We start from the raw sequence: 15,564 nt of genomic DNA, 5'->3' as shown, positions 1-15,564 counted from the left end.
TTAACGCAATTCCTTTCAGGGGAGCCATAGCCATCGAGCAATTTTCAGAACAAAACGATACAAGAATCGCCCGGGCCTCGCGGCCCGGGCGATACACACTGCAGAAAAATGGCGACGCTTTAGCGGTTGGCCTTCCTGTATCCCAGCTGATCCTGTCCGATAATTGACTTGCAGATATTGGCCGATCCTTCCACCATGTAGTAGGTGGGGGCATCCCGGTAAATGCGGGCGATCGGATACTCGGTGGAGTAACCGTAGGCACCCAAAATGCGCATGGCATAGTTGGAACACTTGTTGACCGTTTCACCGACGAAGTATTTGGCTTTGGCCACATCCAGGCCGTTGTTGAGCTTGCCGTTGTCTTTCTCCACGGCGGCACGGTAAACCAGATACCTGGCGCAGTCGATCTCCGTGGCCATCTGGGCGACCATGTCCTGGTTCATCTGGAACGTTCCGATGGGCTTGCCGAACTGCTTGCGATCGTTGCAGTATTTGGTAACCTCGTCCAGGCAGGCCTGGGCCACGCCAACGCCACCGGCGGCGGCCGACAGGCGGGTCTGGTTCAGGGAGCCGAAGACGATCTTGGCGCCGTCGCCGGGTTTGCCCAGAATGTTCTCCTTGGGCACCTTGGTGCCGTCCAGGAACACCTCGCCCGTGGGTGAACTCCAGGAGCCCAGTTTGTCCAGCGCGGTGGTTTTGACGCCGTTGTGGTTCTTGGGCTCGATGACAAAGGCCGACAGCCCCTTGGAACCGGCATCGGGATCGGTATAGGCGTAGTAGATCAACACGTCAGCCACCTGGGCGTTGGAGATCCAGGTCTTGTTGCCGTTGAGCAGCCAGTGGTCGCCCTTGTCTTCTGCCGTACTGGACATGGCCATGACGTCCGAACCGGCATCCGGTTCGGTGATGCCGAACCCGCCGATCAACTCACCCGAGCACAGCCCCTCGATGTATTTCTTCTTCACTTCCTCGGTGCCGTACCGGAAGATGGTGAAGGCGCACCCCAATACCTGCATGTTCACCTGAACGCGCAACGAGCTGCACACCCGGGCGAGTTCTTCGGTGACGATCATGGCGGCCAGAAAGCCCATGTCCTCTCCGCCGTACTCTTCGGGAATCACGGTGCCCCAGAATCCCAACTCGCCCATGGGCTTCATGACTTCTTCGTAAGGGAAGTAATGGTTCTTGTCCCACTCTTCCACATTGGGGGCGATTTGCTTCTTACAGAAATCGCGGACGGCCTTTTGCAGCATCTGATGTTCTTTGGAAAGTTTAAAATCCATACCGCTATCACTCCTTTAAAAACGACAGGATGAATGCCGTCCTTATGCTTTTTTAAATACGTAGTTGAACTGTCCTTCGGCAAGCGTGTTGACCGCGGTGGTCATTTCCATGCCGACTTCCACATCCTTGATATCAAGTGCGCTGTCCAGGCGACCGAACACCTGAATGTCACCGTAATCCAGCATGGCGATGCTGTACGGCAAGTCATTGTCGAAGCCCACCGGGGCATATTTGAGTTGACTGTACGAGACCAGCTTGCCCGTTCCGCTCACTTCCTTCCACTCCATGTCGCTGGACAGACAGCCCTCACAGTCGGCTCGCGGTGGGAAAAAGTTCGCTCCGCACTTCTTGCAGTGCGTATACATCACTTTGCCGCTCTCCAGATAATCGACAAAATCGTTCACCTTTGTTGTTTTCGTAAAGCTGACCGTGCCGAACTTGCCGAAGCGGACATCTTCCTGTTTTTTGCCCATTTTTTCCTCCAGTCTACTCTTTTCCGAAAATGGTCACGTTACCGTAGATGCCCACGCCGCCGATGTTGTGCACCAGCCCGATCTGCGGGTCCTTTACCTGCATGTCACCGGCCTCGCCGCGCAGCTGCAGCACAATCGTACGTACCTGGCTGCCGCCCGTGGCGCCGATGGGATGTCCCTTAGAGAGCAGACCACCGTCCACATTTACCGGGATACTGCCCTCTTTGTAAGTCTCCTTGCCCTGGATCAGTTCCTTGGCACCACCAGGCTCGGCAAACCCCAAGGCCTCGTAAGCCAACATTTCGGCAATCGTAAAACAGTCATGCACCTCAGCAACGTCGATGTCCTTAGGGCCCACGCCGGCCATGGCGTAAGCTTGCTTGGCCGCCTGCTCGGCCGCCTTCAGGCCGTGGAGCTTGTCACGCCCGGTCAGATTCACACTGGCGCTGGCCGCGCCCACGCCAAGGACCCAGATCGGTTTCTTGCTGAATTGCTTGGCCTTTTCTTCACTGGCCACGATCATGCAGGACGTGCCGTCGGCGTTGGCACAGCAATCCCCCACCCGCAGGGGGCTGGAAACCGGGCTGGCCATCATGTTTTCCGGATCGGTAAACATCTCCGGCGTCACTGCCTTGCGGTAGACGGCACGCTCGTTGATCTGACCGTAGGTGGCCGCCTTCACACGAACCGCGGCCAGGTCCTCAGGGGTGGTGCCGTATTTGGCCATGTGCGCCTGGGCGTGCATAGCGTAGTAAGCCGGCATCATCGTACCAAAGGGGCTCTCCCACTGAATGTCCGCACCGCGCCCCATGCGCTCCTGTGATTCGGCCGAGGAAATCTCGGACATCTTCTGCAGACCGATCACCGCCACCATGTCGTGGACGCCCGAGGCGACCATGCTGTAGGCCAGCTTCAAACCGGTGCTGGAGGAGGAGCACAGGGACTCTACGTAAAAAGTGGGCTGGGGGTTGAGCCCCAGGTATTCGGCGATCACCGCCGATGGCGACCGTTGCTTGTCATATTCGGGTGCCGAGCAGAACACCGATGCGTCGATGTCCTTGGCCGTGATCCCCGCATCGGTGATCGCTTCTTTAAACCCTTCAAACGCCAACTCCCGGATCGAACCCGGATATTTACGGACAAACTTGCTTTGCCCAACACCTATAATGGCTACTCTTCCCATAGGTCATTCCTTTATTTTGTCGGGGTTTACGAATGGACGGCATGAACGACTGAACCGTTACCATTCATCAGCGGCGGGCCTGTATCCCGGATGCGCCACTACCACAAAACTATTGACGACATCCGGATAAACAGCCGCGTTTTGGAGTCCTCAAGCGCACCCATCATCGATCGAGGAGTTCCAAAACGCGCAAACAGACCATCTGAACCGCAGGCTGCTTATTTCTGGATAGCCATCAGATGTACTGGCCGCCATCCACCTTGATCACCTCACCGGTAACGTGTTTGGCCTTGTCCGATGCCAAAAAGGCGACCATGTTGGCCAGATCATCGGGTTCTCCAACCCGTTTCAGCACGATTTCGGCCATGGCCATGTCGACAATTTTGTCCCGGGCCTCGGATTCCTTCAACATGGGGGTTTCGATCAGGCCGGGAGCAACCGCATTGACCGTGACCCCGAAGCCGCCCAGTTCTTTGGCCACGGCCTTGGTATAACCGATGATACCAGCCTTGGAGGCCGAGTAGTTGGTTTGTCCGAATTTGCCGCGCATGCCGTTAATGGAGGTAACATTGACAATGCGTCCGTATTTCTGTTCCTTGAACAGCGGAGCGGCGTGCCGGGTGAAGTTGAAGTATCCCTTCAGGTTGACCTCAAGGACGCGATCCCATTGATCCTCGGTCATCTTCCAGCATACGCCGTCCCAGTTCATACCGGCGTTGTTGACCAGGATGTCGAGCCGTCCGAAAGCCTCGACGGTGGCCTTGACCACGGCCTCGGCTTCGGCAAAAGATGCGATGTCGCATTTGACGGCAATCGCCTTGCGTCCCATCGCTTCGATCTCTTTCACTACGGCTTCGGCCTCTTCCTTATGTTTCCGGTAGGTCAGGCAGACATTGGCACCCTCTTTGGCCAGCATCAGGGACGTCGCCGTCCCGATCCCCTGGGACCCACCGGTAACGATTGCACTCTTTCCTTCCAGCAACATGGTTCTCCCTCTCTTCGTGATGGGGGTTGTTATTCTTTGGGTTTTCCCAGAACCGCCGCCATCAGGACGTCGTCCAGGGTTTCGCCGGCGGCCAGACGCCGACGGTATTCGAGGAAATCAATGGTGTCCGTACCGGTGATTTTCTTGGTGTTGAAAGCGCCGAAGCCGAGGAAAGCCTCCCCGGACATGTTGGCCGCCAACCAGTGACGGTTGATCACCTTGGCCTGATCCCAGAAATACTTCTTTTTCAGACGGACACCCTCGACGCTCTTGATCAGGCAGCCGGGGAACAGGTTGGCGTAGGTCCACAAGATTTTGTTGACCTCTTTGTCAAGCAGTTCGAAATCGGTGGTCGCCGTTTTCACGTAGGCGCGGGCCTCTTTGGCGGCATCGCCGGTCTTGTATTCGCCGTACACCAGATCGCCGTCGGCCACGTAGGAATCGGTGATGACGGTGGGGTTGCGCACCCATTTGTCACCGTCCTTGATTACCGGCACGCACTTGGAGATCAGGCCCAGGCGATACATCTTGTAAGCACTCCACATCTCGCAGGAAACGCAGTTCCACATGGCCAGTTCCATGGGCAGCATCCAGGGCAGAAAATCGGAGCTGCCACCGTCCGGAGCGCTGCCGTGCTTGGGGCCGGCCTGACCGTAGATCGCCAGGTCGCTGGAAATGGCGATATCGCAGGCCATACCGATCTCCTGGCCGCCGGCTACGCGCATGCCGTTCACCCGGCAGATGGTCGGTTTTTTGCAAAACAGAATCGTATCCACCATGGCGTTGAACAGATCCATGTACAGGCCGTACTCGTTGGGCCGTTTGGAATAGTATTCGGAATATTCCTTGGTGTTGCCGCCGGTACAGAAGGCCTTGTCACCCATGGCGGTGAACACACAGGCCACAACGGATGTGTCGGCAGATGCCCGGTGGAAACCGGCGATGACCCCCTTCACCATCTCGGTGGTGTAGGAGTTGTACTGTTTGGGGTTGTTCAATGTTACCCAGGCAGAATAAACTCCGTCCACCGGGTTGCCCTGAGGATCAAGAATCGGTTTCTTTTCATAGATCACACCCGGAGCCTCGGTACCGAAGGTATTTTCACTCCACAGGTGATGGTCTTTAAGTCCGTCTTCTCTGGGCATCCAACTTAAATCACTCATTCTCTCCTCCTTGTGGGGTCGCCGGCAAAACGCCGGCGACGGCATTTTTCGCTTTCAGTTACTATGGAACCATAATGGGACGCTGGTTGTACTTTCGCTGGTGAGCATTCTCAAATACATCGTTGATGGAATCCAGCGGAAAAGTCTTGACGAACTGCTTGAGGGGCATCTTGCCGTCCAGGATCAGATCCACCACCGGGCGGTAGTACTCGGGAATGCAGCCCCAGTTGCCCCGTGCCGTGGCGTTGAAGGCCATCAGGTTGGACAGGCGCAGATCCAGTGTGTCGAGGGTGAAACCGACCACGGAAAGATGGGATCCGAAGGTCATCAGACCGAAAGCGGTCTTCTGGCCGGCAGCGGTGCCGGAGGTTTCGAAAATCTTCAGGTGGGTGCGCGACCGGCCGGTCTCTTTGGCCACCCCGTAAACCGCTTTGCGCAGATCCTTGAACGAAAGTTCCCTGGCATTGAAGGTCGCATCCATGAAAGGCGCCAGATTGTCCAGTTTCGGCTGGTCCACATCGATGGCCACCACGGCGGCACCGAAACTCTTGGCCAGCAGGGCGCCGTATCCGCCCACACCGCCGACACCGTTGAAAACGGCAATGTCGGTTTCATTGAGTTTGGCTTCGACAATGGCCTGATAGGGCGTGGTAATGGCATCGGCCACCACGGACAGTTCCTCCAGGGTGATGTCGGTCTTGGACACCGGATTCATGTTTTCGTCCACCGGCACCTTGCACAGCTGTTTGGCCGGCACCAGAATGTGGCTGGCGAACCCGCCCTGGATGTCGTTACCGGGCATCTTCTGTTTCATGCAGATGTTGCCCCGGCCTTCCTTGCAGTCCGCACATTCGCCGCAGGGCATGACCGCCGGGATAATCGCCGCGCACCCGCTCCACTCTTCGGTGCCGGGGCCGGTGGCTTCGATGGTTCCGCTGATTTCGTGGCCGAGGGTAATCGGCATCTCGGATTTCATCGGAACGTTGTCATAGAAAAACCCGAGATCGGTGTGACAAACACCGCATCCGGCGACTTTGATGATCACTTCACCGGGACCGGGTTCGGGAATAGGGGCTTCGACGCGCACCAAAGGCTTGTTTCTTTCCACCATCTGCCAAGATATCATTGTTGCCATGATAACTGCTCCTTCTCGATCTCTATGGGGTTGAAAGAGGGGCTCTCATAAGATTCGGGCGCGGACAGATCGAACCGGGGTGTTCGGTCTGCCCGCGCTTATCCGTATTTGACTTTACGGGGTCGACAGTGGGCACAGGGAGTGTGCCAATCGAACGTCACCCAACTGTCGCGAACATCGGGAAATGGCTAACGGTTGACCCACTCGGCTCGCCGTTTCTCCTCGAAGCTCTTAATGCCTTCCAGGGTATCTTCGGTTTTCATCAGTTGGTTGAGGAACATATCACCAACGCTTTCCATGGCCGCATCGATCCCCAATCCCAGATGCTGTTTGACCGCTTTTTTATTGAGGCGGATAATCAGTGGGCTGGCGTGGCCGATCTCCTTGATCACTTTGCCGAGCCCTTCTTCGAATGCGTCGTCTTCCAAAATATCGCTGATCAGGCCCATTTCATACATGGCCTGGGCTGTGTATCGGCGGCCGGTGGTGCAGATTTCGATCGCCTTGGACGGACCGACAAGATGGGGCAGACGTACCGCTGCATAGGGCGGAAGGAATCCCAATTTGATCTCCGGCTGACCGAAAACCGCGGCTTTTGCCGCAACCACCATGTCACAGGCGATGGCCACTTCCATACCGCCGCCCAGGCAGGCACCGTGTACGGCGGCGATGGTGGGAACCTTGATGGCGTGGATCTGTTTCAGGAGCGCATCGAAAACACGGATCATCTCCGGTGCCAATTCCGGTTTGTGATCGCCGACTTCCACACCGGCGCACCAACTGGCGCCTTTTCCCGAAATCACAACACACTTCAGGTCGTCATCGGCATTGAGTTCGTCCAGCAATGCGGTCAGTTCCTGCATCATTTCGATGTTGAAAACGTTGTGTTTGGGACGGTTGAGGACGACTCGAGCAGCGCCCTTCTCCTTGGTCATTTCGTGAAAACTGAGTTCGGTCATAAGTATTCCCCTTAATCTTCTCCTGATTCGGTCAAATTTAAAGATTATCTGATGGATCGATCGTACCCACTTAATTTTTAAGGCTGTTTCTGCTCCCCTTGACTCACCTGACCGCTATTACAGGTGCCTGCCACCGGCTGCGGTGAGCATATGCATATCCCACCAGAAGCACCTGAAAATTTCACTATTCTCAATCAGCATTCTGATCTTGTCCTGATCATAGGCCACCGACCGGCTCTGCCGCTGCGGCATGGCCTCCGGCCTGTCTGCTTGTCCCAAATTTAAATCAGATTGGATTCCATGATCGACGGTTTTTTGAGGGACGTGGTGTATCTGGTTTGTCACGCCCATTTGAGCCGCCGCTTTTCCCAGGATGTAAAGTTGGGGACCTAACCGAAAGAGTCCGTCGTGTCCCCGTTCAAGCACATTCAGGTCGTGCAATGTATGCAAAATATTAAAGACCGTGCTTTTGTTCAGCTTCAGCCGTTTTACGATTTCATAGAACCGGAAAGGACGTTTTGCGTCCGCCATAAGTGATAGAATAGAAAAGCACTTATCAATCGCCGGAACTCTTTTGTAATTCAGTGACACATTATCCCTTTTCGTTTGGGGTCATGAATTAGTCAAAAAAGACCGGTTTTCGCTCATGTATTTTCTCTATGGAGAACTGTTGATCTCTATATCTACTTATATGCTCTGGTTTTGTCAAGAAAAAAATACGTAAACGCCCCAGTCTTCAAGGCTTTGAGTCGTGCAATCGATCTACCGGAAGACCCTATGCAAAACAAATGTACAGATCTTCCATAGTGGCGGGGAGCAGCCAGGAATTCGGCTTTCCGGGCCATGCCACCAAAGACCTCCGCATGCGATACAATGGGGGAAAGTCATCACCCTTCCGCCGGCAACGATTGTCACGCGACCGCATAATGAAGCGTTGGCCATAAGGTATTCTACCTACGAACGAGTAAGCGACAAAAAAGCTTTTTATAGGCTTAAATGTAGCTATATAAAAGCTATAATAGCTTGTCAACGACAAATGCACCCCACCATTTTAAAAGCGGTATCTTTTGAATATATGACCCTTCCTTTAAAAAAGGCGGTCATCATCGTTTTCACCATCACACCTGATACCATGCTCGTGAAGCCATCTATAGAGTCAGCACCTCTTCCCGCCGGATCCGGTTGACCGGTTTCGAGTTTGACAAACCAAACGGCAAGGCTTCCAACACGTCTGTTTTGCATGCAATCCGTCATTTGATCTGTGGCCAGATCGGCGGGCCCGGGTTTCACCGATTAGCCGGACCGCACGATTAGTTCATTATAATGAACTTAAATTTGATCAAAATACAGGAGCTGCTCCCTATTTTATTATCGTATTTTGTTATTTATAGTTATTTTTATTATATTTTTATCTTTTTTAAACAAATTTGTTGACAGAAATAACTTCGATGATAGGATGCATTTATTCATTATAGTAGTAATTTCTAAACCAACCCGAACTATCCAATTACCACTAAATAGGAGCCATTCAATGAAGGCGATTCCGGTTGAAGAGGCAGTTGGGAAAGTGCTTTGCCATGATATTACCCAAATCGTTCCCGGATTTTTTAAAGGCAGAGCCTTTAAAAAAGGTCGCATTATTCAACCGGACGATGTTGAGAAACTCCTCGATCTCGGCAAAGCGCATATCTATGTCTTCGACATGCAAAGCGGAACGATTCATGAGGACGAGGCGGCCCACCGGATCGCCATCGCCTCAGCCGGCAGCGGACTGCGCCTGACCGATCCCGCTGAAGGGAAAGTCAATCTGGTCGCGACCCAAAACGGTCTGCTGACGATCAACACCGAGGCCCTTAGCCGAATCAACGCAGTCGAGGACATCATGTTCGCCACCCTGCACACCCATCGGCATGTTCAACCGGATCAGCCCGTGGGCGGGACACGCATCATCCCACTTTTTACAGAAACCAAACGCATCGAGGCCATCGAGGACATCGAGGACATCTGCCAGGAATACTTTCCGGTGGTTCAGGTCAAACCCTTTGCCTCCCTCAAGGTGGGCATCGTCACCACCGGAAGTGAAATCTACCACGGCCGCATCGAGGATCGCTTCGGGCCGGTGCTGCGCAAAAAATTCGGCGAACTGGGCAGCCGGGTCATCGACCAGATCTTTGTCTCCGACGATATTCCCATGACCGTTGAGGCCATCCACGGGCTGATCCGCGATGGCGCTCAATTCGTGGCCGTCACCGGTGGCATGTCCGTTGATCCCGACGACCAGACGCCGGCAAGCATCCGGGCCGCCGGCGCTGAAATCATCACTTACGGGGCGCCGGTGCTGCCGGGGGCCATGTTTATGCTCGCCCATATCGGCGATGTCCCGGTGGTGGGCCTGCCCGGTTGTGTCATGTACTACGGGGCCAGCATCTTCGATCTGGTGATCCCGCGCATGCTGGCCGGCGAAACCATTTCCCGCGAGGATATCGTTTCCCTGGGCCATGGCGGTTTCTGCGCCAACTGCCCGGAGTGCCGGTACCCGAACTGCCCGTTTGGCAAATAATCCTCGGCCATGTTGCCGGCGGTCGATCCAACGGTTTTCACATTATTATGGTGCGCATTCGCAAAATCGACGTTTGCCGGATGCGGACGGCGCACGACCTAAACCCATTCACAAGGAGGGGAGAGATGCTACTGCCCAGGTTTGACTTTCATGAACCGGCTTCCATTGACGAAGCCTGCGAGATCATGGCCACCTTTGGTCCAAAGGCCAAGCTGCTGGCCGGCGGGACCGACCTTATGGTGAACATGAAAAAAAAGATCCTTGCTCCGGAAAACCTTGTCTGTCTGTCAAAAATCGAATCCATGCACGGCATTACCGAAAAAGGAGACCAGATCGTCATCGGTGGACGCTATACGGTTGCCGAACTGACCACCGATCCCCTGGTCGAGAAAAAGCTCGGGGCCCTGCGTTCCGGTGCGCGGGCGCTGGGCTCGCCCCTGGTCCGCAACCGGGCCACCATCGCCGGGAATATCGGATCGGCAAGACCGGCCTCCGATCTGCCCCCGTCCTTGATTGCCTATGGGGCAACGGTCATCCTGGTGAGCAGTAAGGGAGAGAGAGAAGTTCTGCTGGGTAATTTTTTCAAGGGCCCCGGATTCACCGAACTGCGGCCCGAAGAAGTGCTCACCGAAATCCGTGTGCCGACCCCGACAGACGGCCAGGGCGCCGGGTACATCAACCTGGGCGTCCGCAAGGCCCAGGATTGCAATGTGGTCAACGTGGCATCCTACATCGAACTGGATGAAAAAGACGGTTCCATTAAAAAAGCACGCATCGTCATGGGCTCCGTGGGTCCGACGCCACTGCGTGCCGGCACGGCCGAATCGGTACTGCTGGGGCAAAAACCGGACGAAGCCCTTTTTCTCAAAGCCGGTGAAGCGGCCCGCCAGGACTGTACCCCCATCGACGATTTCAGGGGATCGGCCAGCTACCGCAAGGCCATGGTGGGCGTTTTGACCAAACGGACCCTGGACATCGCCCATCGCCAGGCCAGTGGTGCGTAACCTTCCCTGTCACCGCGGGCGGTCGAAGCCACATTCCGCTTTAGCGGCGACGAACAACATCCAAGGAGAATAGGCATGAAAAAACTGATCAAATTGACGGTGAACGACCGTGAGTATGAAATGGCCGTTGAACCGAATCTAAGTCTAACGGATCTCATCCGCTACGAACTGAAACTGACCGGCACGAAAAAAGGGTGCGAAACCGGCGACTGCGGTGCCTGTACGGTAATCCTGGACGGCATTCCGGTCAATTCCTGTCTGGTGCTGGCCGTCCAGGCCAATGGCCGAAAAGTCGAAACCATTGAGGGTCTGGCCAATGAAGCGGGGCTTCATCCCGTCCAGGACGCCTTTGTGGAGCACGGAGCCATCCAGTGCGGTTTTTGCTCATCCGGCATGATCCTGTCCGCCAAACATCTGCTCGACAAAAATCCGAAACCCGAGGAGAGCGAAATCCGGGCCTCGATTTCGGGAAACCTGTGCCGCTGCACCGGTTATCAGAAAATCATCGATGCCATTAAAAGCGTTTAGCACCATGACTGCGCCCTTTTGAAACCCCTTTAGCCTGCCCATAACAACGATTGTGGCGCATAAAAACGGGAGGAAATAATGATGAGCGACCATAAAGTGATCAACAGCCGGGCCAGGAGAATCGATACACCGGCCAAGGCAAGCGGCCGGGCGGTGTTCGTTGATGATATTAGCAAGACCGGCATGTTACACGGGGCCCTGCTTCAGAGTCCCATCGCCCACGCAAAGATTGTCAGCATCGACACATCGGCAGCGGAGAAGCTGCCCGGCGTCAAATGCGTGGTGACCGCTAAGGAGGCCGGGCTGGTCAGATACGGCGTCAGTCCGGCACGCTATGACGAAACCGTGTTCTGCCATGACAAGGTCCGCTATGTGGGTGACGAGATTGCCGCCGTGGCGGCCATTGACCGCGAAACCGCCGAGAAGGCCGTCGAACTGATCAAGGTGGAGTACGAACCGCTGCCGGTGGTGTTGACCATCGAGGATGCCATGGCCGAGGGCGCCCCCCAGCTGCATGAGAAATATCCCCGTAACATCACCGGTGAAGTCCACCAGGAATTCGGTGATGTGGCCGCGGCCTTCAAGCAGTGCGACCTGATCAAGACCACGACGGTGAAAAACAAACGCCAGGACGGCGGCTTTATCGAACCCCAGGGATGCATCGCCGAAGTCGATCTGTCAGGCAACCTGACCCTGACCAGTTCGACCCAGTCGCCCCACTATGTCCAGCGCACGGTGGCCATGGTACTGGGGCTGGAGGTGGGCAAGGTCCGGGTACTCAAGCCTTACGTGGGCGCCGGATTCGGTCCCAAGGCCGGCACCAATCCCATGGAACTCGCCTGCAGTCTCATGGCGCTCAAAACCGGTCGACCGGTGAAGATGAACTACTCCCGGGAGCAGGTTTTCCTGTTCAACCGCGGCCGCCACGCCTTCACCCACAAACTGACCATCGGCGTCAAAAAAGACGGCACATTGATGGCCCTGGAACACGAATGCCACCTGGACGGCGGCGCATATGCCAGCTTCGGACCGGCCACGGTCTACTACGCCGGGTCTCTGCTGGCCGGCCCCTACAAGCTGCCAAACATGAAATACGACGGCTACCGCATCTACACCAACAAGCCGGCCTGCGGCGCCCAACGCGGCCATGGAGCCGTCATCGCCCGGGCCGCCTTTGAGCAGCAGTTGGATATGATCGCCGAGGAGCTGGGTATCGACCCCCTGGCACTGCGCCTGAAAAACATGATGGAAACCGGCGATATCACCTGCAATGACCTCAACATGAGCAGCCTTGGCATGGCCGAGTGCCTGGGTGCGGTTACGGAAGGGTCCGACTGGAAGACCAAGAAAGGCAAATTGCCGCCGGGCAAGGGCATCGGCCTGGCCTGCGGGTTCTTCGTCTCCGGTGCCGGGTTTCCCATCTATCGCTCCGATACCTACCACGGCACGGTAATGATCAAGCTGACCGAAGATGGTGGAACCGTGCTGGTCTATACCGCTTCGGCGGAAATCGGCCAGGGCTCGGACACGGCCTTTGCCATGATCGCGGCCGAGGCCCTGGGCGTTCCCCTGGAATACATCCGGCTTGCCTCCGGCGATACGGACATGGGGGTCGACCTGGGGGCCTACTCCAGCCGCCAGACTCTGATGACCGGTCATGCCACCAAGGATGCGGCCGAAGATGTCAGGCGCCAGGTTCTTGAAGTGCTGTCCGACGAACTGGACGTGCCGGTTGAATCCATCGACATTGTCGAAGGCCGGATCGTATTCGACCGTGAGGTGGATTTCATGGGGCTGCGCACACGCTACATCAAAGAGCACCGCGGCTGGACGGATAACCCGGACACCGAATATCTCACCTTCAAGGAAGCCTCCCGCATCGCCTACCTGAAAAAAGGCACCATCGTGGGGACCGGGAAATACAAACCCCATTTCCTGGGGGGAACCTACAAAGGGGCGGCTGTGGGCACATCGCCAGCTTACGGCTGCAGCGCCCAGGTGGCCGAGGTTGACGTAGATCTGGAAACCGGCCAGGTGACCATTACCAAAATCGTCGACGCCCACGACTGCGGCAAGGCAATCAACCGTACCTCCGTGGAAGGCCAGATGCAGGGATCCATCTCCATGGGCATCGGTGAGGCCATGCACGAAGAGGTTAAATTCGATGACAAGGGCAATGTGATCAACAGCGATTTCGCCGAGTACAAAATGGTCACGGCCCTGGACATGCCGCCGGTGGATGCCATCGTGGTGGAAAGCAACGAGCCCAACGGTCCCTTTGGGGCCAAGGAGGTGGGTGAAGGTGCCATCATGCCCACCATTCCGGCCGTGCTCAACGCCATTTATAACGCCACCGGGGTTCGAATTTTTGAGACGCCCCTGACCCCCCAACGCATCTATGAGGCCTTGCAGGCGCATAAAAAATAACCAGCGGGCAACAACGCCGCATAACCAAACGTAAAAAAAGGGGCTGACCCGTTGTGGCGGCCCCTTTTTTTATTTCAGACGGCTGAACAAAACAGTGCATGTTGGGGCAGTCCCACTCTGAAATGAGCGGATCGTCAACAAAAGCATTCCACAAATGCGTCAGATGCGCTAAACAGAGTCTATGACAAAACCCCATGCAGACATTGACAGAATCATCACCCTGTTCGGCCGGTCCGACGTAATGAAAGGAATTCCCCTGAAGGCGCAGGAGGAACTTGCCGGATCGGCGGTTATAAAGCGATACGAAAAAAACGATGTCCTTTCCCAGGCAGAAGAACCGTGCGAAAGTTTTGTGCTGGTGGAGGAAGGAATGATTCGGGTCTCCAGATACTCGCCCCTTGGCAAGCGATTGACCTACCTGCTGGCAGGACCGGGAGAGCCGATCAATCTGGTCGGTCCGTTTACCGGGGAAGCGCGGGCAAACGTTGCCGAAGCGGCGGCGGCGTCGACAGTGGTGTCCATTGAGCGCAAGGATTTTATTCGCTTTGCCTTTGCCTATCCGCAATTGATCGTCAACATTATCGATATCCTGGGTCAGGCATTGGACAGTTCGAACAGCCGGATCCTCGACATGCAGGAAAAAAAGGTGGTTCAACGGCTCAAACGGGTACTGCACCGCCTGTCTGAAAAATTTGGTCCCCTTTTGAACTTCACTGCAGTGGAAATTGCCGATCTGGCAAGCACGACCACCGAGTCGGCCCTGCGCGTGTTGAGCGATCTGCGCCAGAAGGGCATCATCGAAAAAAGCCGGGGCCAGATCCATATTATCAAGCCCGAGGCTCTGATCGACCCCGAATCTGAGGAGTTATGGATCTGAAACCGGCTGTTTTGATTTCAGCAAGGGGATAATGCAGCGGACGGACCGTAAAACTCGAATACCCCGCCCGCCATCAATGGCAGTTTACCGATTTCGGCCGGACAGGATATCGCTCCGGGCCGGATCAGCTTTTCCAGCCGATAACTTCCGGCAAGTCGGCAATCTCTTTGGGATCGGCCGGGACTACGAGAACCGGTATCTTCGATTTCCCCAGAACCGTTTTTATTTTGTTGCCGACTGATTTTTTCAGGAAAGCGGCTTCGTGTCCCCCCATGACAACCAGGTCGCAGTCATGCGCCTTCGCATTTTTAATAACGCTTTCAGCGACATCACCATCATCAATGACCACTTCACGGGCCTGGTAGCCACAGGCTTCGTCGTCAATCCCAGCTTCCAGGCAAAACCGCTCCAGCGCTTTCTGGATCAATTTGCTGGTTGATCGTTTACCGATCAGTTTCTCGCGAACCTCATTTTCGTAAGAGCTTACCATCTCTTTGTAGTGTCCCTCACCGAGGAGCCCCTCCAACCGGCCTTCGACATAGTCAGGAACCTTCTCCATCACATGCAGCAGTATGATCTTGGCCTGAAACTTCAGCGCCAGAATAACGGCCACATCAAATGCAGGAACACAGTTTCGGGTCAAATTCGTGGTAAACAGGATGGTGTTGATGCCTTTGAACATTGTCTCGCCTCTACCTTTGTTAATGTCGCGTTACGGCCGGTGGCTCACCGATCACGAGTTCGAAGGTTTATTAATATAACACCCTGCAAACACTGTCAATACAAAATAAAAAAACGGACGTCCTACGGAGAAAACGAATTCTATGGCGACCGTTTAGGATCGGGGATGAAATGAATTGGACGTAATTGCGCCGGGCTTGTGTTCGTCTTCAAGGCGCATCAAGGGTTGCATACCGGGAGTATGTGGCCGTTGATGCAACGCGGAAGACGGGCGCAAGAACAAGCAATTTTGTTCAATTAATAAA

15 protein-coding genes are annotated in these 15,564 nt (G+C 55.3%); 5 read left to right on the top strand and 10 right to left on the bottom strand.

What is annotated here, in order from left to right; translation table 11 throughout:
- Window positions 1-119: 119 nt before the first annotated feature.
- The 9 genes from acd to GN112_RS31580 all read right to left on the bottom strand — a co-directional run bounded on the left by acd (window position 120) and on the right by GN112_RS31580 (window position 8,424).
- Window positions 120-1,283, bottom strand: coding sequence for a glutaryl-CoA dehydrogenase Acd (acd, locus tag GN112_RS31620; RefSeq protein WP_155313788.1), 1,164 nt, complete (start codon window positions 1,281-1,283; stop codon window positions 120-122).
- Window positions 1,284-1,325: 42 nt separating this feature from the next.
- A complete protein-coding gene (locus GN112_RS31615; RefSeq protein WP_155313787.1) occupies window positions 1,326-1,757 on the bottom strand; it encodes a Zn-ribbon domain-containing OB-fold protein in 432 nt (143 codons plus the stop codon).
- Between the two features lie 13 nt (window positions 1,758-1,770).
- Complete coding sequence (locus tag GN112_RS31610; RefSeq protein ID WP_155313786.1) at window positions 1,771-2,940, bottom strand: thiolase C-terminal domain-containing protein; 1,170 nt, start codon at window positions 2,938-2,940, stop codon at window positions 1,771-1,773.
- 235 nt (window positions 2,941-3,175) lie between these two features.
- Window positions 3,176-3,925, bottom strand: a complete 750-nt coding sequence (locus tag GN112_RS31605; protein WP_155313785.1) for an SDR family oxidoreductase — start codon at window positions 3,923-3,925, stop codon at window positions 3,176-3,178.
- Between the two features lie 29 nt (window positions 3,926-3,954).
- A complete protein-coding gene (gene oah, locus GN112_RS31600; protein WP_155313784.1) occupies window positions 3,955-5,088 on the bottom strand; it encodes a 6-oxocyclohex-1-ene-1-carbonyl-CoA hydratase in 1,134 nt (377 codons plus the stop codon).
- Window positions 5,089-5,149: 61 nt separating this feature from the next.
- Window positions 5,150-6,223 carry a 6-hydroxycyclohex-1-ene-1-carbonyl-CoA dehydrogenase gene (had, locus tag GN112_RS31595; RefSeq protein WP_155313783.1) on the bottom strand — a complete coding sequence of 358 codons (1,074 nt, stop codon included), beginning with the start codon at window positions 6,221-6,223 and terminating at the stop codon, window positions 5,150-5,152.
- A gap of 188 nt (window positions 6,224-6,411) precedes the next feature.
- Window positions 6,412-7,182: an enoyl-CoA hydratase/isomerase family protein gene (locus GN112_RS31590; RefSeq protein ID WP_155313782.1), complete on the bottom strand. Its 771-nt coding sequence runs from the start codon at window positions 7,180-7,182 to the stop codon at window positions 6,412-6,414.
- A gap of 117 nt (window positions 7,183-7,299) precedes the next feature.
- A complete protein-coding gene (locus GN112_RS31585) occupies window positions 7,300-7,773 on the bottom strand; it encodes a helix-turn-helix domain-containing protein (RefSeq protein ID WP_155313781.1) in 474 nt (157 codons plus the stop codon).
- Between the two features lie 435 nt (window positions 7,774-8,208).
- Window positions 8,209-8,424: a hypothetical protein gene (locus GN112_RS31580; protein ID WP_155313780.1), complete on the bottom strand. Its 216-nt coding sequence runs from the start codon at window positions 8,422-8,424 to the stop codon at window positions 8,209-8,211.
- A gap of 289 nt (window positions 8,425-8,713) precedes the next feature.
- On the opposite strand from GN112_RS31580, the gene GN112_RS31575 reads away from it, so the two are divergent.
- From GN112_RS31575 to GN112_RS31555, 5 genes are all read left to right on the top strand, one after another.
- Entirely contained in the window at window positions 8,714-9,742 is a 1,029-nt protein-coding gene (locus GN112_RS31575; RefSeq protein WP_155313779.1) for a molybdopterin-binding protein, read from the top strand.
- A 125-nt stretch (window positions 9,743-9,867) separates the two neighbouring features.
- On the top strand, window positions 9,868-10,746 hold the full coding sequence (locus GN112_RS31570; protein WP_155313778.1) for an FAD binding domain-containing protein: 879 nt from the start codon (window positions 9,868-9,870) through the stop codon (window positions 10,744-10,746).
- Between the two features lie 75 nt (window positions 10,747-10,821).
- Window positions 10,822-11,274, top strand: coding sequence for a (2Fe-2S)-binding protein (locus GN112_RS31565; RefSeq protein WP_155313777.1), 453 nt, complete (start codon window positions 10,822-10,824; stop codon window positions 11,272-11,274).
- Window positions 11,275-11,352: 78 nt separating this feature from the next.
- Window positions 11,353-13,701 (top strand): xanthine dehydrogenase family protein molybdopterin-binding subunit, encoded by a 2,349-nt coding sequence (locus tag GN112_RS31560; RefSeq protein ID WP_231717188.1) that lies wholly within the window; start codon window positions 11,353-11,355, stop codon window positions 13,699-13,701.
- 181 nt (window positions 13,702-13,882) lie between these two features.
- Window positions 13,883-14,578, top strand: coding sequence for a Crp/Fnr family transcriptional regulator (locus GN112_RS31555; RefSeq protein ID WP_155313776.1), 696 nt, complete (start codon window positions 13,883-13,885; stop codon window positions 14,576-14,578).
- A gap of 124 nt (window positions 14,579-14,702) precedes the next feature.
- Here GN112_RS31555 and GN112_RS31550 read toward each other — a convergent pair whose 3' ends face one another.
- Window positions 14,703-15,260 carry a universal stress protein gene (locus tag GN112_RS31550; protein ID WP_155313775.1) on the bottom strand — a complete coding sequence of 186 codons (558 nt, stop codon included), beginning with the start codon at window positions 15,258-15,260 and terminating at the stop codon, window positions 14,703-14,705.
- Window positions 15,261-15,564 lie beyond the last annotated feature (304 nt).

Origin of the sequence: Desulfosarcina ovata subsp. ovata (assembly GCF_009689005.1) — a bacterium.
GTDB lineage: Bacteria > Desulfobacterota > Desulfobacteria > Desulfobacterales > Desulfosarcinaceae > Desulfosarcina > Desulfosarcina ovata.
This window is presented reverse-complemented; position numbering and strand designations above follow the sequence as displayed.